The organism is Blautia sp. AF14-40 (assembly GCF_003479665.1).
In the GTDB taxonomy this organism is placed as follows: Bacteria; Bacillota; Clostridia; order Lachnospirales; family Lachnospiraceae; genus Fusicatenibacter; species Fusicatenibacter saccharivorans.
Window position 1 is genome coordinate 43,214 of record NZ_QUHK01000010.1, and the last position, 20,201, is coordinate 63,414.

Below are 20,201 nucleotides of genomic sequence, written 5' to 3' on the forward strand. Positions count from 1 at the left end.
TATTCACTCCTTATTATTGTTTCTCAATCTTATACCCAATTCCCCATACAACTTTCAGATAGCGCGGCTCCTTCGGGTTGATTTCGATTTTCTCACGGATGTGACGGATGTGGACCGCAACGGTGTTGTCCGCACCGATCGCCTCCTCGTTCCAGATGCTCTCGTAGATCTGTTCAATCGAAAATACCTTGCCTGGATTTTTTACCAGCAGCAGGAGAATGTTGTATTCGATCGGGGTCAGTTTGACTGGTTCGCCCTCGACGCTGACTTCTTTTAAATCGTCGTTGACGAGAAGACCCCCGACCTGATACACATTTTCTCCGTCGTCCGCCGGAAGATTTCCAAGTTTCGTGTAGCGCCGCAGCTGAGATTTCACCCTCGCCACCAGCTCGAGCGGATTGAACGGCTTCGTCACGTAATCATCCGCGCCGATGTTCAGTCCCAGAATTTTGTCCACATCCTCTGATTTTGCGGACAGAATAATGATCGGAATACTGCTCTTTTCCCTGATTTTCAGCGTCGCACGGATGCCGTCCAGTTTCGGCATCATGACGTCGATAATCAGCAGCTGAATCTCCTCCCTCTCGAGCATCTGGATGGCCTGCATGCCGTCATATGCTTTCAGCACATGATAGCCCTCCTGGGTCAGATAAATCTCAATGGCGTCTACAATCTCTCTATCATCATCACATACTAAAATGTTGTACATTTCTTCTTTCTCCACCTTTCATTTTTTCTTTTCCGGCACTTTTTTTCCGCGCCGGACCTCCCACATGATTCAAAGATGATTGTACCGCAAATTCCCTCAAGTTGCCAGATGTCTTTTGTTTTCATCCTTACTGTACCAAAGGAATCTTTAGGTCCGCAAAGGAAAATCTTAAGTTTCTATAAAGTTTTGTCTGTGAATTCAGAGCTCAAACATTTTTTAGACAATTGCAATTATTTTCTTAGCACATCCTGCTTGCCGTCTATGCGGATCTCAATAATTTAAAGATCATCAACGACCGATACTGGCATGAAGAAAGGGACTTCTCCATCCGCCTTGTCGGACAGTTTCTGCAGGATTCCATCGGCAAACGCGGTGTCTGCGGACGCATCGGCGGCGATGAATTCGCATATCTTGTTCCGTGTTCCGACGAAACAATGTCCAGGGATCTGTACCGGACGCTGCACTCCGCATTCGACATTTTTAATAGAACGAACGAAAAAGCATATAATATTACCGTTTCCACCGGCTTTTATCTGCTTCCGAAAGACATGGATTCCACACTTCCGGAGATGCTCGCGCATGCGGATGCAATGCTTTACGAGGAGAAACAGAAACGAGATAAGAATGTTGCGAAAATTTTACCAAAATAGGAATTGATTTTTTTCTGGAAAGCAGTTAGAATACTTGAGGGATGATTTTTGAATCCCGTATTTCAAGCGAAACAGACCGGCAAAAACGGCTGTTTGATCAAAAAATTTCTAAAAAAAGGCAGGTGAACAGAATGGATAGTTGTGATTCTCATGGGCGAAGTACCAGCATAGGACGGGAACCGGAAAATATGCAGGATGACGGCCATCCTTCTGTCCTGCTTTAATCTTAAATATTTTCCCTTCTTATCCTATGAAAACCCGAAGTAAGACACATGATCCAAACCAGTTTTGAAACGTAATTCTCTGGTTCTTTTTTCGTGTGCTTTTACTGCCCTGTGAGGGTTCCAACATGCTTTTTCGCACCGACAGCACGCATGTTTTTTTCTGCTGTCAAAAAAAAGAATGGAGGATAACGAAAAAATGGAAAAACGAGTACAGGATTATACCCAGGAGATCCTGGATACAATCCGCAGTAACTCTTCTCCGGCTGTCATGGGCAGCCGCCTGGAAGATTACCACGAAAATGACCTGGCAGATGTTCTGCCGCTTTTAACGGTTCCGGAGCGATGCAAACTGTACCGCATTCTGGACACGGACATGCTGTCCGATATTTTTGAGTATGCTGAATCCGACAACGTAGCCGAGTACCTCGAAGAGATGGATGTCAAAAAAGCCGCTTCCATCCTCTCCAAAATGGAGACCGATGCACTGGCCGAGGTTCTGCAGAAACTCGACAAAGCAAAGAAAAAACTTCTGATCGAACTGCTCGATCCGGAAGTACGCCACGATATTGAGATGATCGCCTCCTTCGATGAAGATGAAATCGGTAGCCGCATGACGACAAACTGCATCATCATCCGCGAGGATCTGAATGTCAAACAGGCGATGAGCAGCCTGATCGATCAGGCCGCAAAGAACGACAACATCTCTACCATCTTTGTTGTCAATGCGCAGCAGAAATTTTACGGAGCGATCGATCTGAAAAACCTGATCATCGCAAGACGCGACGAGACGCTCGAGGATCTGACCGTAACTTCTTACCCGTACGTATATGCAGAGGAGCCGATCAACGAGTGTATCGAAGAACTGAAGGATTATTCCGAGGATTCTATTCCGGTCCTCGACAATGACAACCGCCTGCTCGGTGTCATCACATCATCAAACATCATCGACCTGGTTGATGATGAGATGGGTGAGGACTACGCGATGTTCGCAGGTCTGACCGCAGAGGAGGATTTAAAAGAGCCGTTAAAAGACAGTATGAAAAAACGTCTTCCATGGCTGATCATCCTGCTCGGTCTTGGCATGCTGGTTTCTTCTGTAGTCGGTATTTTCGAACAGGTTGTCACAACCCTTCCGATCATCATGACCTTCCAGTCCCTGATCCTTGACATGGCCGGAAACGTTGGTACCCAGTCCCTGGCTGTTACCATCCGTGTCCTGATGGATGAGTCCCTGACCGGAAAACAGAAATTACAGCTTGTTTTCAAGGAAATGCGCATCGGTTTCTGCAATGGTCTTCTGCTTGGTGTTCTGTCCTTTGCTGTCATCGGACTTTTCATCTTCTTATTCAAGGGAAAGACCATGATGTTCGCATTTTCCGTTTCCGCCTGCATCGGCATCGCACTGCTGCTGGCAATGCTGATTTCCAGTGCCGTCGGCACCTGCATTCCGCTGTTCTTCAAAAAGATCCACATCGATCCGGCGGTTGCTTCCGGTCCGCTCATCACGACGGTCAACGACCTTGTCGCTGTCGTTACATTCTATGGCCTGAGCTGGCTGTTCCTGATCGAGATGCTGCATCTCGCAGGCTGATCTTTTGATACGACTGAAAAATTTTTAAGAGGCAGATATCAACTTTTTCTGGTTTCGGAAAAAGCTGATATTTGCCTCTTATCTTTTCTCTTCCCTTCTTTACATTCCAAACAGAAACCGATATAATAGCAGGTAACGGTGCTTTTATGCTTTGACGTTTCACAGTGCCGCAAATATTTTGAAATGAGGGTTTTTGAAAACATGATTGTCAATCTCATCACCACAGTCTACAACTTTCTCTGGGGCGATCTTTTTACGATTCCGCTCCCGGGCGGCGGCAGTCTCGGAATCTCCCTTTTGATTCTTCTGCTGATCCCAACCGGCATCTATTTTACGATCCGGACACGTTTTCTTCCTATCCGTCTGTTCCCGGACATGATCCGTGCCCTGTCGGAAAAGAAAAATGAAAAAAGCAGCCTTTCTTCTTTTCAGACACTGATCGTTTCCACCGCAACGCGTGTCGGTATGGGAAATCTGGTCGGCGTTGTCGCTGCAGTCTCCGCCGGAGGCGCAGGTGCTGTGTTCTGGATGTGGGTGACGGCTATCATCGGCTCGTCTACCGCGTTTATCGAAGCTACGCTCGCACAGCTTCACAAAGAAGAAGATCCTCTGTACGGCGGCTACCGCGGCGGTCCTGCCTACTACATTCACGATCTGGTTGAAGACCACCTCAAGAAGAAAAAACGATACGTTCTGCCGGCTGTTCTGTTTGCCATTGCCGGTCTGATCTGCTGGTGCGGTATCAGTCAGGTAATCAGCAACTCCGTGGCTTCTTCTTTTAAAAATGCATTTTCCATTCCGCCGCTTTACACCAGTATCATGCTGGTGATTCTTTCTGCAATCATCGTACTGCGGAAAAATGCAACCGTAAAGGTGCTGGATTTTATAGTTCCTGTCATGGCAGTCTGCTATTTCTTTATCACACTGTTTATCATCGCAGTCAACCTCCGTCAGATTCCTTCTGTGTTTGCACGCATTTTTGAGGAAGCCTTCGGACTTCGTCAGATGGCAGCCGGCGGTTTTGGTGCTGTTCTGATGAACGGTGTAAAGCGTGGTCTGTTTTCGAATGAAGCCGGTTCCGGCTCCGCTCCATGCGCCGCTGCCGCCGCAGAATGTGACCGCCCGGCCAAAGCAGGCCTTGTACAGGCGCTCGGCGTTTTTGTTGACACAATCGTCATCTGCAGCTGCACCGCAATGATTATGCTGCTTGCACCAAAGGATCTGATTAATGGCCTTTCCGGCATGGATCTCTTGCAGACCGCCATGCAGTATCATCTGGGAAAATTCGGTGTGATTTTCATTGCACTTACGCTGTTTTTGTTCAGCTTTTCCACGTTCCTCGGCATTTTGTTCTATGCCAGAAGCAACGTTGCCTACCTGTTCGGTGACAAGTGGTGTTTCCAGACCGCTTACAAGGTTCTTGCACTTGTAATGCTGTTTATCGGCGGTATTGCCGCATACACTTTTGTGTGGGATCTTGGTGATGTCGGCATCGGGCTGATGACAATTTTCAACATTATTGCACTGTATCCACTTGCAGGTGAGGCGCTTTCCGAGTTAAAATCATATGAGGAGTCGAAGAAATCGTAAATCCTGTGGATTGCTGTTTCGGACCGAAAAAGGGGTTTTTGAAAAAGGAGGTTTTTACACATGATCATTGAACCATCAAACTACACGTATGAGACAATGCCGGACTACACAGACGCGGTAGACGGCGCCGTGGAAATTCCGGTGACCGGAGAGGAAATGGAGATCCGCTATGCGCATGAAGTTGTCTACGACGAGGCGCACAATCTTCATCTGGAAATTTTCACACCATTCCAGATGGCGCACCCGGAGCGCACTTGGCCGTGCATCACATTTATTCAGGGATCCGCCTGGATGAAACAGTATGTCTACCAGAAGGTCGGCATGATCGCCCGTCTGGCGCAGCGCGGCTACGTTGTTGCAATCGTCGAATACCGTCACAGCGGAATCGCACATTTCCCAGCGCAGATCATCGACGCAAAAAATGCGGTACGTTTTCTGCGTGCGCATGCGGAGGAATACAAGCTGAATCCATCGCAGATGTTCCTGATGGGAGATTCTTCCGGCGGACAGGTTTCTTCCGTTGCCGGCATGACCGCAAAGAGCGGAAAACTTGACGAGCCGATCAATGAGGAAAGCTGCGAGGTATGCGGTATTATCGATCTGTACGGAGCTGTTGATGTGACACTGCCGTACGGCTATCCGATAACGCTGAACCATCAGAAACCAGACAGCCCGGAGGGCATGCTGATGGGCTATGACATTACCGAGCATCTTGAGGAGGCTAAGGCAGCCTGCTCCAAAACATACGTGAACGAGGATTTCCCGCCGATGCTGATCGCACACGGCACCAAGGACACGATGGTGTTCTGCCAGCAGAGTGTCGATCTCTACCACGCATTAAAGGATGCCGGAAAAGATGTACAGCTGTATCTTCTTCGCGGCGCAGACCACGGCGGTGCCGCATTCTGGACCGAGGAAATGATTACCGTTTACGATAACTTCTTCAAAAAATGTTTGGGTGAATAACATGAGAATTGCTTACTGCGAAGATGAACCGGCGCAGCGTTCCCGGATGGAACTGCTGCTCCGCACCTTTGCGGAGCGAAAAAGGCTTCCTCTGACCGTGGAAGCCTTTTCAGACTCCGCCGCTTTTCTGTTCCAGTATCCCGGCTCGTATCCGTTTGATCTCATCTTTCTCGATATTGATCTCGGCGGAATGGACGGCATGGCGCTGGCGCGGAAAATCCGTGAAACGGACAGTGAGGTGCCGATTCTCTTTCTGACGAATCATAAAGAATATGTTTTCGAAGGATATGAGGTGCAGGCGTTCCGGTATCTCTTAAAGCCGGTGACAGAGGATACACTGTTTCCGCTGCTCGAGGAGCTGCAGGCGATGCGCGGACAGGAAAAGCCGCATCTGCTGCTTTCACTTGGCGGGGAGACGCAGAAGCTGTTTCTCTCCGACCTGCTTTTTGTGGAATCCGATAATCATTATCTGACGCTGCATACAGCCGCCGGAATGGAAACTTTTAAGAAAAATCTGTCGGAGTTCCGCGAAGAACTTTCTGCCGCATGGCAGGCTTCTGGTGAGACGGGGGAATGTTTTGCGGCCGCACACCGGAGTTATCTTGTGAATCTCGCTCATGTGGAGCGGATCACGCGGACGGAATGTCTCTTGTCGGACGGAACAAAAATTCCGGTCAGCCGCGGATGCTATGCATCACTCAACCATGCGTTCCTGCAGTTTTACCGGCCGAATGCGTTTTAAAGGTTTTGCATTTTTTAATTTCCAATTCCGAACGAACCGAGGTGATGTTTCATGGTGCACATTCCATTTTTATCCCATTATCTGGAACGCAAAAATATCGAATACCAGAACCAGCTTCTCGCCCGCCAGGTCGAGGAAGTGCAGAATATCTATCTGACAATGCGCGGCTGGCGCCATGATTACCACAATCATCTGCAGTCAATGAAGGCATATGTTGAGATGGGACAGTATGATAAGCTGCAGGAATATCTCGGGCTGCTCGAAAATGATCTCGATCAGGTCAACCAGCTCTGCGACTCGGGGAATGTGAATCTCGATGCGATTTTAAATTCCAAAATTTCACTCGCCGAAAAGAACGGCATCCGCGTGGATTACAAGGCAGCCTGCCCGGCCAATCTTACGGTGAGTGATATTGATCTCTGCGCGCTGATCGGAAATCTGATTGACAATGCGGTGGAAGCATGCGAGGGCCTTGCGGATCCCTATATCCGGCTTTATATTGGTGTGCTGAAAAACCAGCTGTATATTTCCGTTACGAATGCAACAAAGGATACTGTGCGGAAGCTGGACAGCGAGTATATCACCACGAAGCGCGGAAATCACGGGCATGGGCTGAAACGGATCAATCTTGTTGTGGAAAAGTACGAAGGATATATCAACCGGCAGAACGAGCCCGGCGTTTTCGTGACGGAGATTATGCTGCCGCTGTAAAAAGCTCTTTCCAGAATTTTTTGATTTTGTCCGATGATTCTACAGAAAAATTTTGCAGAACGTGAACACTTTTTTTGCTGTTCGCGTTCTTTTTTGTTCCATTTACGTACTTTTCCCCCGTGTTTTGCATGAATATGGTAGGATAACTACAGTTCACGAAAGACATGTGACAGAGGAGGTCTTTATGTATTCATTATGGTCTAACTACATTTATATTCATCGGGAGCTGTGGCATTACAGCAAAAAGCCGTTTCTCTTTCAGGCACTCGAAATCGTCTCACAGGTGCTCACCGGCTTTTTCGGGATTCTGCTTCCTGCCGGGATTCTCCTGTTTCTGGAACAGAGCAGCGGCTTTTCCGGATTTGCACTTGGAACGCTCGTTCTCTTTCTTTGCTATGCCGTTGTTTTTGTCAGCCACACCTTTCTGCAATCGCGGAACGCCTGGCAGTATACCGAATTCCGGACCGGCTTTTTTACGCGCCGCCTTCTCTGTCATTTCATGCAGATAGATTATGCGGTTCTGACAGAACCAAAAACGCTGCAGCTCGCCGAAAAAGCCGTCGGAGCCACCTGCAGCAACTGGGTCGGCGTGGAAGGCATGTTCCGATACGATGTCACAATTTATTCTTCGTTTCTTGGGCTGATTCTCTACGCAGGACTGATCGGAACCGTCCATCCGGCTATCATTCTTCTGCTGCTTGTGCTCTCGGTTCTGCAGTTTCTCAGCTACCGCCGCGCGGCTTCTTACGAAGTCCGCCGCAGAGACGATCTGTCTGAAATTGAAGTATCGCAGCGCTATTTCCAGAAACAGTCGTACAACACATCCGCCGGAAAGGATATCCGTCTGTATCAGCTGAACGGATGGCTCGATGGTGTTTATCGCCAGCTCAACAAGCGGTATCAGAAAATTCTGTTCCGCATCCGCAGCGCCTACTTTGCAAATGATCTGCTGACACTTACACTACAGCTTCTGCGCGACGGAATCTGCTATGGCTTTCTGATTTACCGTCTATCCCACGGCACGATGACCGTATCCGGCTTTGTGCTTGCGCTCGGTGCCGTCTCCGGTTTTTCTTCATATTTTAACGAGATCACCGCCGCGCTCTCCAAATCCGTGCTCTGTCTCGAGCAGATCCGCTGGCTGCGGGAATTCTTCGATCTCCCGTTCCCTGCAGGCCACACGCTGCCGTTCCGGCCGGAACTTGCGGAAGAAAAACCGCTGGAAATCTGCTTTTCCCACGTCTCGTTTTCCCATCCGGGCGGCGATAAAAGGATCCTCGATGATGTCAGTTTTACACTCCATGCGGGCGAGCATACGGCACTTGTCGGCATCAACGGCGCCGGAAAATCCACCATTGTCAAGCTGATCTGCGGGCTATATCAGCCAACGGAAGGGAATATCACCATCAACGGCATTCCCCTTGGCAGTCTGAATCCGGCACAGTATTACAAAGCAATCGCGGCGGTCTTTCAGGACCCGTTTGCACTCTCGTTTTCGATTGCAGAAAATGTGAGCTGCTCCCCACTGGAAGAGACCGATCGTAACCGTTGCCGAGAAGCACTCATCCGCGCCGGACTCTTGGAAAAAATTGCAAGTCTGCCGCAGAAAGAAGAAACCTATCTTGGCAAGGATATGGCGGACGACGGCATTACGCTTTCCGGCGGTGAAATGCAAAAACTGATGATGGCGCGGGCACTCTATAAAAATTGCCATCTGCTCCTGCTCGATGAGCCGACGGCTGCGCTCGATGCAATCTCGGAAAATAAAATGTACGAAACCTACAGCACACTGCTGAAAAATAAGACTGCGCTTTTCATCTCGCACCGTCTTGCATCGACACGCTTCTGCGATACGATCCTGTTTCTCGAAAACGGAAAGATCAAAGAATGCGGAACCCACGATGAGCTGATTGCCCTTGGCGGATCGTATGCGCATATGTTTGAGGTGCAGAGCCAGTATTATCAGGAAACGGAGGAAGATATCTGATGAAAATGAAAGAACGGTTTCATGCCATCTGCCGCTTTTTAACTATGGTGAGCCAGGGCAATCACCGCGTGCTGTTCTGGCTTCTCGGAAGCGCTTTTGCAGCTGCAACGCTGCCGTATCTCTCCTTGTTTTTCTCGGCGCGAATTTTGAATTTACTGCTTGCAAAGTCGTACCGCGCCTGTCTGTATACTGTTGTCGTCTTTCTGCTTACGCAGTATGGGCTGGGATTGTTTGAAAAAATCTGCCGTCAGTATCTCGACGGCCAAAAAGAACTCTGTCTTGCACGCACGGAACAGAAAATCACCGCAAAGGCGCTGGAGCTGGAGTTTGAGAAATTCGAAAAAACAGAGACGATGGATGCCATCCGGCGCACCAACGTCTCCTCCATGGGATCGGGAAATGTGGGTGACCAGCTCATTGTCATTCATACGCTGATCACTTCCCTGCTCTCGGTTCTCTATGCCCTGTTTTTCCTGCTCCGTCTGTTTCTTCTGTCCGACAGCAGCAGGAATAACTTTTTCACCTCGTCGTTTTCGATGCTTGCACTGCTCCTGCTCTGTGGTGTGCAGCTTGCACTTTCCTCCCGCATCAACCGCAGGAGTACGCAGAAAAAGATAGAGCTGAACCAGGGCAACGACCATTCCAACTCGGTTGCCAATTATCTCGTTAATGTGATGCTTGAAGAACGGCGCGCGGACGATATCCGCATCGGTCATCTCGATCATTTTCTCGACGTACAGTTTGGAAAAGCCATGGAACACTTTCTGCCGATGTACCTCGACTTCGCCCGCTTCTCCGCCATCACAGACGGAAAAAACGCGCTGCTTTCGCTCCTTTCCAATTTCGCTGCGTACCTTGTGATCGGCGCCAGGGCTCTGTACGGCGTTCTCCCCATTGGGGATGTTCTTCTGTATGCCGGTTCCGTGACACGCGCCATGAGTGATCTTCAGACATTTCTCGCAACCGGATCGGAGTTCGACTATATCAATTCCTATCTCTCGACCTATGAGGATTTCATTGCGCAGCCGTCTATGGCCTACGACGGTACACTGCCGATTGAGAAACGCGACGACGGCCAGTACGAATTTGCGTTCCACGATGTCTCATTCTCTTATCCCGGTACGAATATTCCGGTACTCGAACATGTGACACTGTCCTTTGCCGTCGGCGAAAAAACCGCCCTCGTTGGCCGTAACGGAGCCGGAAAGACAACACTCATCAAGCTGCTCTGCCGCCTGTATGAGCCAACTTCAGGTTACATCACCCTGAATGGCATTGACATCCGCAAATATAGCTACAAAGAGTACACGCAGGCATTCTCCGTCGTTTTCCAGGATTTCCACCTGTTTTCCCTCCCGCTCGACGAAAACATCGCCGCCGGAACCGAGATTGATGAAGCTGCTTTACAGTCCTCTCTTGCAAAAGTCGGTCTCACAGAATGCGTACAACGTCTCCCGCAGGGAACACACACGCGTCTCTACAACAATAACGGCACCGGTGTCGACCTTTCCGGCGGCGAGGCCCAGCGCACCGCCATCGCCCGCGCCCTCTACAAGGATGCCCCGTTCGTCATCCTCGACGAGCCGACCGCTGCCCTCGATCCAATCGCCGAAGCTGAAATCTACGAACAGTTCAGCCAGATGATTTCCGGCAAAACCGCCGTCTACATCTCCCACCGCATGAGTAGCTGCAAATTCTGTGACCGCATTGTGGTCCTCGACCACGGCCGCATCGCCGAAGACGGAACCCACGACACCCTCCTCGCAAACCACGGCATCTACGCCAATCTTTACGAAACCCAGGCCCAATACTACACCTGAGTCCTCACCATCCCGTCCCCCACAACGTAAATGGGAGTCAGAAAAACACAACCCCTGGCAGTTCGTGCTAAGAACTTCCAGGGGTTGTGTTTTTCTGGCTCCCCTCCACTTATTTCAGGAATGCAAACGGCTCCTCATCATGAATAAAATGCATCAGATGATAAGAACACATAATTGCTACATTTTCTTCCTTTAAGATTCTCTTTGCCTCCTCGCGGTCAGCAAGGACAACTTCGATCACTTCGCTCTCTTCGAGGTATTTGCGGCTGATCTCGCCCTCGCACCAGCCGTAAACGGCAGAGCATGCTTCATCGGTCAGGCCGATTGTGGTGAAGAACGGTTTCTCGTAGCAGGGATCTACTTTCAACGGGTGAAACGTAAGACCGGTCTCCTCATGCATCTCGCGCACGGCAGCCTCATGGAACTCCTCGCCCGGTTCCACCAGGCCTGCCGGGAATTCGTAGATGTAGTCATCAATGGAAACGCGGTACTGGCGCACCAGGACAATTTTGTCGCGTTTTTCCCCGTACAGACTGTACATCAGCACACCGTCCGGCGTATTTTTCCTTGTTTTAATCTTCATCTGCTCGATGGATTTTGCGCGGGAAGCCACGTAATAGCGGAAGTGATGGTTTACTTTGTTTGTCCCTTCCACCAGGTAAAGATTTACGAACGGATTTTCCGTCTGTTTTGTGATTTTTTCAACATTCGGCATAAGTAACAACCTCTTTCTTTTCTCTTTTACTGGTCAAAATCAGTCTCAAACACGCCCTCCGGGGTGCGCATCGTCAGCACGCCGAGGTTGAATTCATCATCCATCACCGTGATGTGGTACTCGAAAATCACATCATCATCAAATTTCGATAATACCACATAGGAACCGTTCTCTTTTCCCTCGATCTGGTCGCAGATGTCATCGTAAACATCGCTTCCCGAAATCGGCCGCGGATAGCCGGATTCTTTGATTTTCTTTTCAATCATTTCATATAATTCGTTCATGTTCTGCCCTCGTTTTTCTTTTTATCGGTTATGTTTCATTGTACCACGAAAAGACCCGCGGGGACAATCCATTGCGGCGATTCACCGTGAACTTTTTTTATTTTCATACATCTTCTGATCCGCCTGTTTCATGATGACGGATTCCGAGATTTCCATGTTTTCCCGGACCATTCCGCCGACGGTGCCGTTGATTCTGTTGTACGCCGTCATGATGCCCTCTGCACCGCTCTCCTCAATACATCTGCGGAACGGCTCGAGATACAGCTCATATTTATTCCGCGGGTCAATCGAAGAGTTCTTCCAGCCGCGGCCGACCTCGGTGTTGTTTCCATAGAAGTGTTTCAGGGTTGATGCACAGCGCAGATATTTTGGATCGTCGCCCTGCATTCCCTCGATGTAAGCGCCGGCCATTTTTCCGGTCAGCACAGGGTTCTCGCCGTAGCCCTCCTCGTTTCTTCCCCATCTCGGATCACGCTCGAGGTCAACGGTCGGTGCCCAGCGGCTGCGGGAAGGATGTCGTCACGTCCGGCTTTCCTTTACGATCTCAACCGCCTCTTTCACCAGCTCTTCAATGCGGTCGAATTCGTTGTTTTCAATCATCGTATTTTTTACCATCCAGCTTCCGCCGCATGCTGCGATGCGGTCGTATGCCAGGTATTCTCTTACATTCTGCGGGTTGATGCCGCCGGTCGGCATGAATTTCATCATGGTGTACGGTGCTGCGATGGCACGGATGTATTTCAGTCCGCCTGCCGGTTCTGCCGGAAAGAATTTCACCATGGTGAGCCCAAGACCGATTGCCTGCGCCATCTCAGTCGGGGTCACGATGCCCGGGATCACTGGTACTTCGTGTGCCTGGCACCATTTTACTACCTCCGGGTTGAGGCCCGGGCTGACGATAAATTTTGCTCCGGCTTTCACGGCGCAGTCCGCCTGCTCGATTGTGAGCACAGTTCCGGCTCCCACCAGCATCTCCGGGAATTTTTCGCTCATAATGCGGATGGATTCTTCTGCCGCATCGGTGCGGAAGGTCACTTCGGCGCAGGCAAGTCCGCCCTTGCAGAGAGCTTCGGCAAGCGGCTCTGCTTTTGCTGCATCCTGTAAAACGACAACCGGCACAATGCCGTATGTTCCAAGCTGTTCGAGAATCTGATTCATGATAGCTGTTCCTCCGTTTTGATCTTTATCTGAAAATTATTCTGCATTCTGTTTTTATTTTATTCCCTTGTATCATAACCGGACAGGTTATTTTTTTCTATTGTGCGGATTGCCGAATACATTGTAAAACTTGCTGTTTTGTGATATGCTGGGAATTGTTGTTATGGTTCAAAAATATCATTTTTTTGCAAGGATGCTTTTATTATGAAAGAAAAACTACAGACGAAATTTGCCACCCGGCAGTACATGATTTCGGATACGTTTGAGTTATACTATTACAGCACCGACGATGTGCCCGGCGTAAAAGAACATACGCATACGCATTATGAGTTCTATCTCTTTCTCGAAGGGGCGATCTCACTGGAAATCGACGGAGTGCTCTACACACCGACGCCCGGCGATCTTCTTCTGATTCCGCCCGGCGTGCCGCATCATCTGGTGATGCACGACCTGTCTGTGCCGTACCGCCGCTTTGTGTTCTGGGTTAGCGCCGCTTTTGCAGAACAGCTCCGCGCCCGTTCCGCCGACTACGTTTACCTGATGGAATACGCTGCCGAAAATCAGAAATATCTGTTCCCGCTCGATTCCGTCGAGTTCAACACGATCCAGTACCGCACCATCCGACTGATTGAGGAAATGCGGTCCGATCATTTTGGAAAAGAGACGCAGATTTTTCTCTACGTCAGCGACCTGCTGATGCAGATCAACCGCACGGTGTATGAACAGCATCACCCGCTCACCCGGAAGGCGCAGCTTTCGCTGTATGAACAGCTCTGTTTCTATATTGATGAGCACCTGTCCGAGGATCTGTCGCTCGAACGGCTGGCGGCGGAACTTTTTGTGAGCAAATATCACATTGCACACGTTTTCAAGGATGAAATCGGCATGTCGATCCACCAGTACATTTCCAAAAAGCGGCTGGCAAGGTGCCGTGAAGCGCTGCTCGGCGATGTACCGGTCACGAAGGTGTATCTGCTGTTCGGATTTCACGACTATTCGAGTTTTTACCGCGCGTTTAAAAAAGAGTACGGGATCTCGCCGAAGGATTTTAAAGAACTGCATACCGTTACCAGCGATTAACACGGTCGTTCCAAATGCACTGTTCACTTTGTACTTTTCAGGAGGATTTTTAATATGTTTCAGATGTGGGGAAAATTAGTGGAAAACAATCATGTTCTTCAGGATCTTACCGTCTGCATCGACGATGAGGATACCAGAACGCACAAGGTCTTCCGTGCGCTCGATGAAATCTGTGATGCCTGGAATCTGGCGAAGCCGATCTGGCTCGATACGAATATTTCGGAGTTTAAACGGAGATCGAAAACGCGGTTCACACAGGATAATTTTATTGAATCTCTGGAGTTTGATTATCTGGAAATTCAGATTACAGAGGAATAATGTTCTCTCGTTTTTGCAGCGAATAAAGCAAATGCAAAAGCCGGGCATCCGGCGGAACTTGGGAGCGGCTGTTCTTACAGTCCCCTCTGCGGTTCCGTCGGATGTCCGGCTCTTTTTATGTATTTTGTCCCTGGCTTTGTACCCCTTTTATACCACGCGGTTTTCCATGCCGCCTTCCAGGTACGAAGCAATATTTTTCTGCACCAGTCCGATCAGGCGCGTGCGGGCTTCCTTCGATGCCCAGGCGATGTGCGGCGTAATGTACAGGCGGTCGTCGTCCGCCATTTTCAGCAACGGACTGTCACTGCGGATCGGCTCGCTGGAAAGTACATCGAGCGCTGCTCCGGCGATCAGGCCCTCGCGCAGGGCACAGCAGAGGTCACGCTCATTCACGATCGAGCCGCGGCCAACGTTGATCAGAATTGCGTTCCGCTTCATGTTGGCAAACGTTTCGATATTCATCAGGTTCTCGGTCGCCTCATTTAACGGGGCGTGGATGGAAACCACATCAGAATCCTTCAGCAGACGATAGAGATCGACCCGCTCGTAGTCCGGATCGTCGTGTGCACCGGAGGTGGAGTAATAGATCACACGGCAGCCGAATGCCTGTGCAATCGAAGCCACTTTTCTGCCGATCGCGCCAAGGCCGATGATGCCCCACGTCTTGCCCTCCAGCTCGGTGAACGGTCTGTCCATGCAGGTGAAAAGACTGCTGGCGGCGTAGCTGCCGTTTTTTACGTAATCATCGTAATAACGGAGTTTTTCTGCCAGATAGAAGTACATCGCAAAGGTATGCTGGGCCACGCTGACGGTGGAATAGCCGGCGACGTTCGTCACGGCGATGTTGTGGCGCTTCACATAATCGAGATCGATGTTGTTGATGCCGGTTGCGGTGACGCAGATCAGTTTCAGGTTCTCCGCGCCGGACAGGGTGCGGCTGCACATGCGCACCTTGTTGCAGATGACAATATCCGCCTCCCGCACACGCTCCGGGCATTCCTCCTCCGTTGTTTTTTCATATACTGTCACTTCTCCAAAACGGGAAAAGCCGGACAGATCCATGTCCTTTCCCAGTGACTCTGCCTCAAGAATTACAAGTCTCATGTTGGTTCCTCCTTTTGCAGATGATGATTCTGCTTTATCCGGGAAAGCAGTGCCGCCTGTCTGTTTTGAAAGACGGCACTGCCTGAAATATTTTTATCTTAGATACCTGCGGACTGCCGATTCGGAAATATGGTCATGTCGATATGCCATGCTCCCCGGCCTGATCCCCTGGTATTTACACGTATTCGCTGATAATCTCCCTCATCAGCTTCTCTTCCTCTGGCGTCAGCATTCCGGCAAACCTGCTCTCGGCCGCGGCGGTCTGGCGGATGCCCTCCCTGACTTTCGAAATCCTCGCTTCTTTTTCCGGATCTGCGAACAGTTCATTCCTCTCTTTGGCGGACTCGCTTCCCGCAGTCTGCGCTTTTGCTTTCGCCGCTCCGGTTCCTGCCTGTGCCATGGTTTCCGCCTGCACCGGCTGCCGTTCGGTCTGCTGTACGGTTTCCAGCACCGCACTCTGTTTCGTCGATGCAAACTCATTTTCCAGATAGTCTGTCCAGCCGTTCAGCAGAATTTCCTCTTTTCCGCCGAAATCCAGACAGAGCCGGAAAAAGACAAGGCCTCCGGCGAGCGCGGTGCCCGTTCCGAGGTAGCGCATCAGCTCCGCCTCTCCATAACGGTATCGGTAGATCGCCCACAGCGAAAGAATCGACAGTGCCAGAACCGTGAGGATCATATTCTGGCTTCCGCGCAGAAGCGTCGGGACTGCCATTCCCGCTGACCTGCCCTGTGCAATCTGGCTGCGCATAAACGCCCCGGCATTCGAAAAGGGATGCGCTTTTCTCTGACACGTTTCCAGCACCGACCTGGTCCATTTCGACTTTGGTTCCTTCAGCCTTCCGAGATCGCGGATGGCCCGGGTGTAGAAACGGTTATTCCAGAACAGGCACCACACACCGGCGATTCCTGCTGCTATCATTGCGTATAAGAACACATTTTGTTTCACACAAAACTCCAGCATTCTTATTCCCCCTGATGATTTTTGAATTTGCCTGTCATGATCATATGCCGGTGCTTCCGTTGCGGTGCATCGGCGGATGCCGCGGCAGAATTTGCGCGCACAGGATTCTTCCGCTGGCATATCGGCAGTGGAGACGTGTTACAGTTCACAGGTACCTGGGAACTGTAACATTCGCAGCCCTCATTGAAAATTTTGCTTCGCAAAAGGAGGGCTGCTCACACCTGAATCACTTTCTTACGCAGCAAAACAGCAAGTGTTTTACTGCTGAGCAATCCGTAGTGAGCATCTTCTTGTTCCGATGTGCCACAGTATAGCACCGCCGGAAAAATTTGGAAACAAAAAACGTTCGTCAAATTCTTTGTGATTCTGTGCTTTTTCGCGTGAATTTTTATTTTTCGTTCCTTCAGGGGACTGCTTTCGTGCCGGTTCGCGTGGTTTCGCTGGTTTTCGCCTGCCCGTTTGTCGATTTTTTCTTCTTGCTTTTTTTAGATTACAGGCGTTTTACCATTTCCTGCAGCAGGTTGACACAGTGGCGGGCTGCCTCGCTCTCAAAGGTCGGGTAGTCCATTGTTGCGCTGTCGTCTGCTTTGTCGGAGATGGCGCGGAGTACGACGTATGGAATCTTGTTCAGATAAGCGCCCTGCGCAATCGCAGCGCCCTCCATCTCGGCGCAGGAACCGTTGAATTCCTCGATCAGACGGTTTTTCACTTCTTTGCTGGAAATAAACTGGTCACCGCTGACCACGCGTCCGCGGAATACCTGGATTTCCGGATTGACTTCCTTGCAGACTTCCTCTGCCACCTCTGCGAGGTGCTCGTCTGCCTGGAAGCTTAAAACACCCATCTGCGGAATCTCGCCGAGCGGGTATCCGAAGATGCGCACATCCATGTCATGCTGAACAGCATCGGTCGAGATGACGATATCGCCGATGTTGATTTCATTCCGCAGGGAGCCTGCAATTCCGGTGTTGATGACACAGTCCACGCCGTAATCATCTACAAGAATCTGGGTGCAGATACCGGCATTTACTTTGCCGATTCCGCTACGCACAACAACCACTTCTTTTCCGTTCAGGTAACCGTGGTTGAACTCCATGGATGCCTTCGTGCGGATTGTAACGTCCGTCATCATTTCCTTTAAGCTTGCAACTTCAACTTCCATTGCACCGATAATTCCGATTAACTTCATGTTTATGATATCCTCCAATAACTTTACATGTACTCTCCGATTCTTTCTGTTCTTGCTTTTATGAAATCATTTTTGTCAGCGGTCAGCCGCTAAAGTAAGAACGGAAAACTCCGGGAATCCATTTTCTTTTCCTTCTGGTTTCTTTGTAATTCCTGTTACAGTATACAATAAATTTTGGATCTGTGGTATCTTTTTTCTTTGCTGTTTTCGTAATCTATGGTATAATAGCAGGAACCGAAGAATTATCGTGGCTGAAGTTCACGATAATGTTCTAATTTTTTATTCACAAAGGAGGATCTTATCGATGGAATATACAACAAAAGGTACCTGTTCCAGAAAAATTCTGTTTGAGGTAGAAGACGGTAAAGTACACAACGTACAGTTCGTAGGCGGATGCAACGGAAACACACAGGGTGTTGCAAGACTCGTTGAGGGCATGGACGTAAACGAAGCCATCTCCCGCATGAAAGGCATCGACTGCAACGGACGCGGAACATCATGTCCAGACCAGCTTGCAAAAGCACTGGAACAGGCTATCCAGAAATAACTTTTTTTACGCTTGCTCTTTTTTATTATAATAACTCCCCGGGGAATGCTCACCCCGGGGAGTTTGTAATTTATCCACTTCTGTTTTTTCTTTTCTGATGCAGCACAGCTTCCCTGCCGCCTGCTTTCTTCCGGTTTTTCTTCTATATTAATAGCACAGTCTTTCTTCCAGCCACCGGACTGCTTTATCTGTCCCATTTGTCGCAGAGACTGTTGATCTGATCGGCAAATTTCGAAAGGTCTTTGTTAGCACCGCCTTTGTTTCTTGTAATGACGGTGAGCAGCCGCTGACCAGCCGCAACGAGACGATCGAAGACGGCATTTCCGCTGCTTCTCGTGCGCAGTGTTCCAGCGTTTGCCGTTGTTTCCTTCTGGATCGGAATGCCAACGGTTTTTTCGATGAATTCATTTTCTTTCAGGTCAAATACCGTGCCGGAGAACGGAGCCATCGCCGGGTAGCGGAATTCGTCCCACAGTTTTTCTGCAAAAATTTCCGTCACTTTATCTTCGCCGTGCGTTACGAAAACGCGGTCCGGTTTTGCCCGCAGACTGCCCGCCCATTTGAGCAGTCCTTCCTGATCTGCGTGGCCGCTCATGCCCGGGAACTGGATGATGTGCGCGTTCACATGAACCTCTTCCTGGAACAGTTTCACCTCCTTCGCGCCTCCGATCAGCGCCCGTCCCAGTGTACCGACGGCCTGATAGCCGACGAAGAGAACCGTACTCTCCTGCCGCCAGAGGTTGTGCTTCAGATGATGCTTGATTCGTCCTGCATCGCACATGCCGCTCGCGGATATGATGACCTTCGGGGTTTCGTTGAAGTTGATGGCTTTCGACTCATCGGATGTAATCGAGAGCTTTAAGCCCGGAAACAGAATCGGATTAATGCCCTGCGCAAGGAGCGCAGCTGCATCGGAATCGTAGCACTCTTTCTGATGATCGCGGAAAATATTGGTTGCCTCAACGGCAAGCGGACTGTCCACGTAAACCGGGAATTCGCCGTGGCCGTGAACCAGATGTTCTGCCTTAATTTCACGAATAAAGTACAGCATCTCCTGCGTTCTTCCAACAGCAAACGACGGGATCACGAGGTTGCCGCCGCGGTCGAGCGTTTCCTGAATGATTTTTGCCAGCTCCGGTACATAATCCGGTTTCGGACCGTGGCTCCGGTCACCGTAGGTGGATTCCATAATCACGTAATCGGCGCTCTCCGGGTACTCCGGGTCGTTGATCAGCGGCTGATGAATATTTCCGATATCGCCGGAGAAGAGCAGTTTTTTCGTCACACCGTCCTCTGTCAGCCACAGCTCAATGGATGCGGAACCGAGCAGATGACCGGCATCGAGGAAACGGATCTGAATGCCGTCCGATAGTGTCACACGCTGATGATACGGAATGCCCTCCAGTAAGCGAATCACGCCGAGGGCATCCTCCATTGTGTACGGCGTGACGTAATCTTCTTTTCCCGCCCGGCGGTTCTTGCGGTTCCGCCACTCGGCCTCGGCGAGCTGAATGTGTGCGCTATCGCGGAGCATGATGTCCGAAAGCGCTACCGTCGCCGGGGTCATATAGATTGGGCCGCGGAAGCCGTGCGCATACAGCAGCGGCAGATTTCCGGTGTGATCAATGTGCGCGTGCGTGATCAATACAAAATCAAGCTGGGATGCCGGGACCGGAATCGGCTTGTTTTCATAAATATTCGGTCCCTGCTCCATACCGCAGTCCACTAAAAACTTCTTACCGGCAGCCTCCAGATAATAACAACTGCCCGTCACTTCATGTGTTGCTCCAAGAAATGTAAGACGCATAAGATGCCTCCTGTTCTCCCGTTTTGTTCGGGGACAAAATGTTGTCAC

The 20,201-nt window shown here is 50.1% G+C and carries 19 protein-coding genes and 1 pseudogene; 11 read left to right on the top strand and 9 right to left on the bottom strand.

The genetic code is table 11. The features are described from left to right. Positions 1–13 precede the first annotated feature (13 nt). Complete coding sequence (locus tag DWW13_RS09185; protein ID WP_022461396.1) at positions 14–709, bottom strand: response regulator transcription factor; 696 nt, start codon at positions 707–709, stop codon at positions 14–16. Between the two features lie 248 nt (positions 710–957). Between DWW13_RS09185 and DWW13_RS09190 the strand changes: the two genes are divergently transcribed. The 8 genes from DWW13_RS09190 (at position 958) to DWW13_RS09225 (ending at position 10,990) form a co-directional block, all read left to right on the top strand. Continuing rightward, positions 958–1,359, top strand: coding sequence for a GGDEF domain-containing protein (locus DWW13_RS09190; protein ID WP_179964649.1), 402 nt, complete (start codon positions 958–960; stop codon positions 1,357–1,359). Between the two features lie 420 nt (positions 1,360–1,779). Continuing rightward, entirely contained in the window at positions 1,780–3,174 is a 1,395-nt protein-coding gene (gene mgtE, locus DWW13_RS09195) for a magnesium transporter (protein WP_022461398.1), read from the top strand. A gap of 201 nt (positions 3,175–3,375) precedes the next feature. Beyond that, a complete protein-coding gene (locus DWW13_RS09200; RefSeq protein ID WP_055219316.1) occupies positions 3,376–4,764 on the top strand; it encodes an alanine/glycine:cation symporter family protein in 1,389 nt (462 codons plus the stop codon). Positions 4,765–4,824: 60 nt separating this feature from the next. Then, positions 4,825–5,730 carry an alpha/beta hydrolase gene (locus tag DWW13_RS09205; protein WP_118601528.1) on the top strand — a complete coding sequence of 302 codons (906 nt, stop codon included), beginning with the start codon at positions 4,825–4,827 and terminating at the stop codon, positions 5,728–5,730. Position 5,731: 1 nt separating this feature from the next. Next, positions 5,732–6,472 carry a LytR/AlgR family response regulator transcription factor gene (locus DWW13_RS09210; RefSeq protein ID WP_055219161.1) on the top strand — a complete coding sequence of 247 codons (741 nt, stop codon included), beginning with the start codon at positions 5,732–5,734 and terminating at the stop codon, positions 6,470–6,472. 51 nt (positions 6,473–6,523) lie between these two features. Continuing rightward, positions 6,524–7,183 (top strand): sensor histidine kinase, encoded by a 660-nt coding sequence (locus DWW13_RS09215; RefSeq protein WP_179964648.1) that lies wholly within the window; start codon positions 6,524–6,526, stop codon positions 7,181–7,183. A gap of 184 nt (positions 7,184–7,367) precedes the next feature. After that, a complete protein-coding gene (locus DWW13_RS09220) occupies positions 7,368–9,170 on the top strand; it encodes an ABC transporter ATP-binding protein (RefSeq protein ID WP_118719930.1) in 1,803 nt (600 codons plus the stop codon). After that, the gene (locus DWW13_RS09225; protein ID WP_118719932.1) at positions 9,170–10,990 is read left to right on the top strand and encodes an ABC transporter ATP-binding protein; all 1,821 of its coding nucleotides are present in this window, start codon (positions 9,170–9,172) and stop codon (positions 10,988–10,990) included. Before DWW13_RS09220 ends, DWW13_RS09225 begins: the two co-directional genes overlap by 1 nt. Positions 10,991–11,099: 109 nt before the next feature. Here the strand turns inward: DWW13_RS09225 and DWW13_RS09230 are convergent, their stop codons facing one another. The 4 genes and pseudogenes from DWW13_RS09230 to DWW13_RS09245 all read right to left on the bottom strand — a co-directional run bounded on the left by DWW13_RS09230 (position 11,100) and on the right by DWW13_RS09245 (position 13,147). Beyond that, entirely contained in the window at positions 11,100–11,705 is a 606-nt protein-coding gene (locus tag DWW13_RS09230) for an NUDIX hydrolase (RefSeq protein WP_055219153.1), read from the bottom strand. Positions 11,706–11,731: 26 nt separating this feature from the next. Continuing rightward, complete coding sequence (locus DWW13_RS09235; RefSeq protein ID WP_055265559.1) at positions 11,732–11,989, bottom strand: hypothetical protein; 258 nt, start codon at positions 11,987–11,989, stop codon at positions 11,732–11,734. A gap of 81 nt (positions 11,990–12,070) precedes the next feature. After that, positions 12,071–12,478 (bottom strand): annotated as a pseudogene (locus DWW13_RS09240) (glycoside hydrolase family 3 N-terminal domain-containing protein); the annotation flags it as partial. A 30-nt stretch (positions 12,479–12,508) separates the two neighbouring features. Further along, positions 12,509–13,147, bottom strand: a complete 639-nt coding sequence (locus DWW13_RS09245) for a bifunctional 4-hydroxy-2-oxoglutarate aldolase/2-dehydro-3-deoxy-phosphogluconate aldolase (RefSeq protein ID WP_118719934.1) — start codon at positions 13,145–13,147, stop codon at positions 12,509–12,511. A 204-nt stretch (positions 13,148–13,351) separates the two neighbouring features. Here DWW13_RS09245 and DWW13_RS09250 point away from each other — a divergent pair, with 204 nt between their 5' ends. Both DWW13_RS09250 and DWW13_RS09255 read left to right on the top strand, forming a co-directional pair. After that, positions 13,352–14,227, top strand: a complete 876-nt coding sequence (locus tag DWW13_RS09250; RefSeq protein ID WP_055265553.1) for an AraC family transcriptional regulator — start codon at positions 13,352–13,354, stop codon at positions 14,225–14,227. A gap of 54 nt (positions 14,228–14,281) precedes the next feature. Next, positions 14,282–14,545, top strand: coding sequence for a hypothetical protein (locus tag DWW13_RS09255; RefSeq protein ID WP_022461360.1), 264 nt, complete (start codon positions 14,282–14,284; stop codon positions 14,543–14,545). Between the two features lie 147 nt (positions 14,546–14,692). Here the strand turns inward: DWW13_RS09255 and DWW13_RS09260 are convergent, their stop codons facing one another. The 3 genes from DWW13_RS09260 to DWW13_RS09270 form a co-directional block, all read right to left on the bottom strand. Continuing rightward, complete coding sequence (locus DWW13_RS09260) at positions 14,693–15,649, bottom strand: D-2-hydroxyacid dehydrogenase (protein WP_022461361.1); 957 nt, start codon at positions 15,647–15,649, stop codon at positions 14,693–14,695. A 175-nt stretch (positions 15,650–15,824) separates the two neighbouring features. Next, entirely contained in the window at positions 15,825–16,610 is a 786-nt protein-coding gene (locus DWW13_RS09265) for a hypothetical protein (RefSeq protein WP_118719936.1), read from the bottom strand. Positions 16,611–17,100: 490 nt separating this feature from the next. Continuing rightward, positions 17,101–17,799, bottom strand: a complete 699-nt coding sequence (locus DWW13_RS09270; protein ID WP_117804838.1) for a 5'-methylthioadenosine/adenosylhomocysteine nucleosidase — start codon at positions 17,797–17,799, stop codon at positions 17,101–17,103. A gap of 304 nt (positions 17,800–18,103) precedes the next feature. Here DWW13_RS09270 and DWW13_RS09275 point away from each other — a divergent pair, with 304 nt between their 5' ends. After that, on the top strand, positions 18,104–18,346 hold the full coding sequence (locus tag DWW13_RS09275; RefSeq protein WP_022461364.1) for a TIGR03905 family TSCPD domain-containing protein: 243 nt from the start codon (positions 18,104–18,106) through the stop codon (positions 18,344–18,346). A gap of 184 nt (positions 18,347–18,530) precedes the next feature. Here DWW13_RS09275 and DWW13_RS09280 read toward each other — a convergent pair whose 3' ends face one another. Further along, positions 18,531–20,153 carry an MBL fold metallo-hydrolase RNA specificity domain-containing protein gene (locus DWW13_RS09280; protein ID WP_055219142.1) on the bottom strand — a complete coding sequence of 541 codons (1,623 nt, stop codon included), beginning with the start codon at positions 20,151–20,153 and terminating at the stop codon, positions 18,531–18,533. Positions 20,154–20,201 lie beyond the last annotated feature (48 nt).

What these genes read in the sequence shown, in the direction of transcription:
- DWW13_RS09260 (WP_022461361.1), bottom strand. Translation starts at nt 15,649, where the DNA reads ATGAGACTTGTAATTCTTGAGGCAGAGTCACTGGGAAAGGACATGGAT.
- DWW13_RS09200 (WP_055219316.1), top strand. Translation starts at nt 3,376, where the DNA reads ATGATTGTCAATCTCATCACCACAGTCTACAACTTTCTCTGGGGCGAT.
- DWW13_RS09235 (WP_055265559.1), bottom strand. Translation starts at nt 11,989, where the DNA reads ATGAACGAATTATATGAAATGATTGAAAAGAAAATCAAAGAATCCGGC.
- DWW13_RS09220 (WP_118719930.1), top strand. Translation starts at nt 7,368, where the DNA reads ATGTATTCATTATGGTCTAACTACATTTATATTCATCGGGAGCTGTGG.
- DWW13_RS09250 (WP_055265553.1), top strand. Translation starts at nt 13,352, where the DNA reads ATGAAAGAAAAACTACAGACGAAATTTGCCACCCGGCAGTACATGATT.
- DWW13_RS09210 (WP_055219161.1), top strand. Translation starts at nt 5,732, where the DNA reads ATGAGAATTGCTTACTGCGAAGATGAACCGGCGCAGCGTTCCCGGATG.
- DWW13_RS09275 (WP_022461364.1), top strand. Translation starts at nt 18,104, where the DNA reads ATGGAATATACAACAAAAGGTACCTGTTCCAGAAAAATTCTGTTTGAG.
- DWW13_RS09205 (WP_118601528.1), top strand. Translation starts at nt 4,825, where the DNA reads ATGATCATTGAACCATCAAACTACACGTATGAGACAATGCCGGACTAC.
- DWW13_RS09255 (WP_022461360.1), top strand. Translation starts at nt 14,282, where the DNA reads ATGTTTCAGATGTGGGGAAAATTAGTGGAAAACAATCATGTTCTTCAG.
- DWW13_RS09270 (WP_117804838.1), bottom strand. Translation starts at nt 17,799, where the DNA reads ATGAAGTTAATCGGAATTATCGGTGCAATGGAAGTTGAAGTTGCAAGC.
- DWW13_RS09185 (WP_022461396.1), bottom strand. Translation starts at nt 709, where the DNA reads ATGTACAACATTTTAGTATGTGATGATGATAGAGAGATTGTAGACGCC.
- DWW13_RS09230 (WP_055219153.1), bottom strand. Translation starts at nt 11,705, where the DNA reads ATGCCGAATGTTGAAAAAATCACAAAACAGACGGAAAATCCGTTCGTA.
- DWW13_RS09280 (WP_055219142.1), bottom strand. Translation starts at nt 20,153, where the DNA reads ATGCGTCTTACATTTCTTGGAGCAACACATGAAGTGACGGGCAGTTGT.
- DWW13_RS09225 (WP_118719932.1), top strand. Translation starts at nt 9,170, where the DNA reads ATGAAAATGAAAGAACGGTTTCATGCCATCTGCCGCTTTTTAACTATG.
- DWW13_RS09245 (WP_118719934.1), bottom strand. Translation starts at nt 13,147, where the DNA reads ATGAATCAGATTCTCGAACAGCTTGGAACATACGGCATTGTGCCGGTT.
- DWW13_RS09215 (WP_179964648.1), top strand. Translation starts at nt 6,524, where the DNA reads ATGGTGCACATTCCATTTTTATCCCATTATCTGGAACGCAAAAATATC.
- mgtE (WP_022461398.1), top strand. Translation starts at nt 1,780, where the DNA reads ATGGAAAAACGAGTACAGGATTATACCCAGGAGATCCTGGATACAATC.
- DWW13_RS09265 (WP_118719936.1), bottom strand. Translation starts at nt 16,610, where the DNA reads ATGCTGGAGTTTTGTGTGAAACAAAATGTGTTCTTATACGCAATGATA.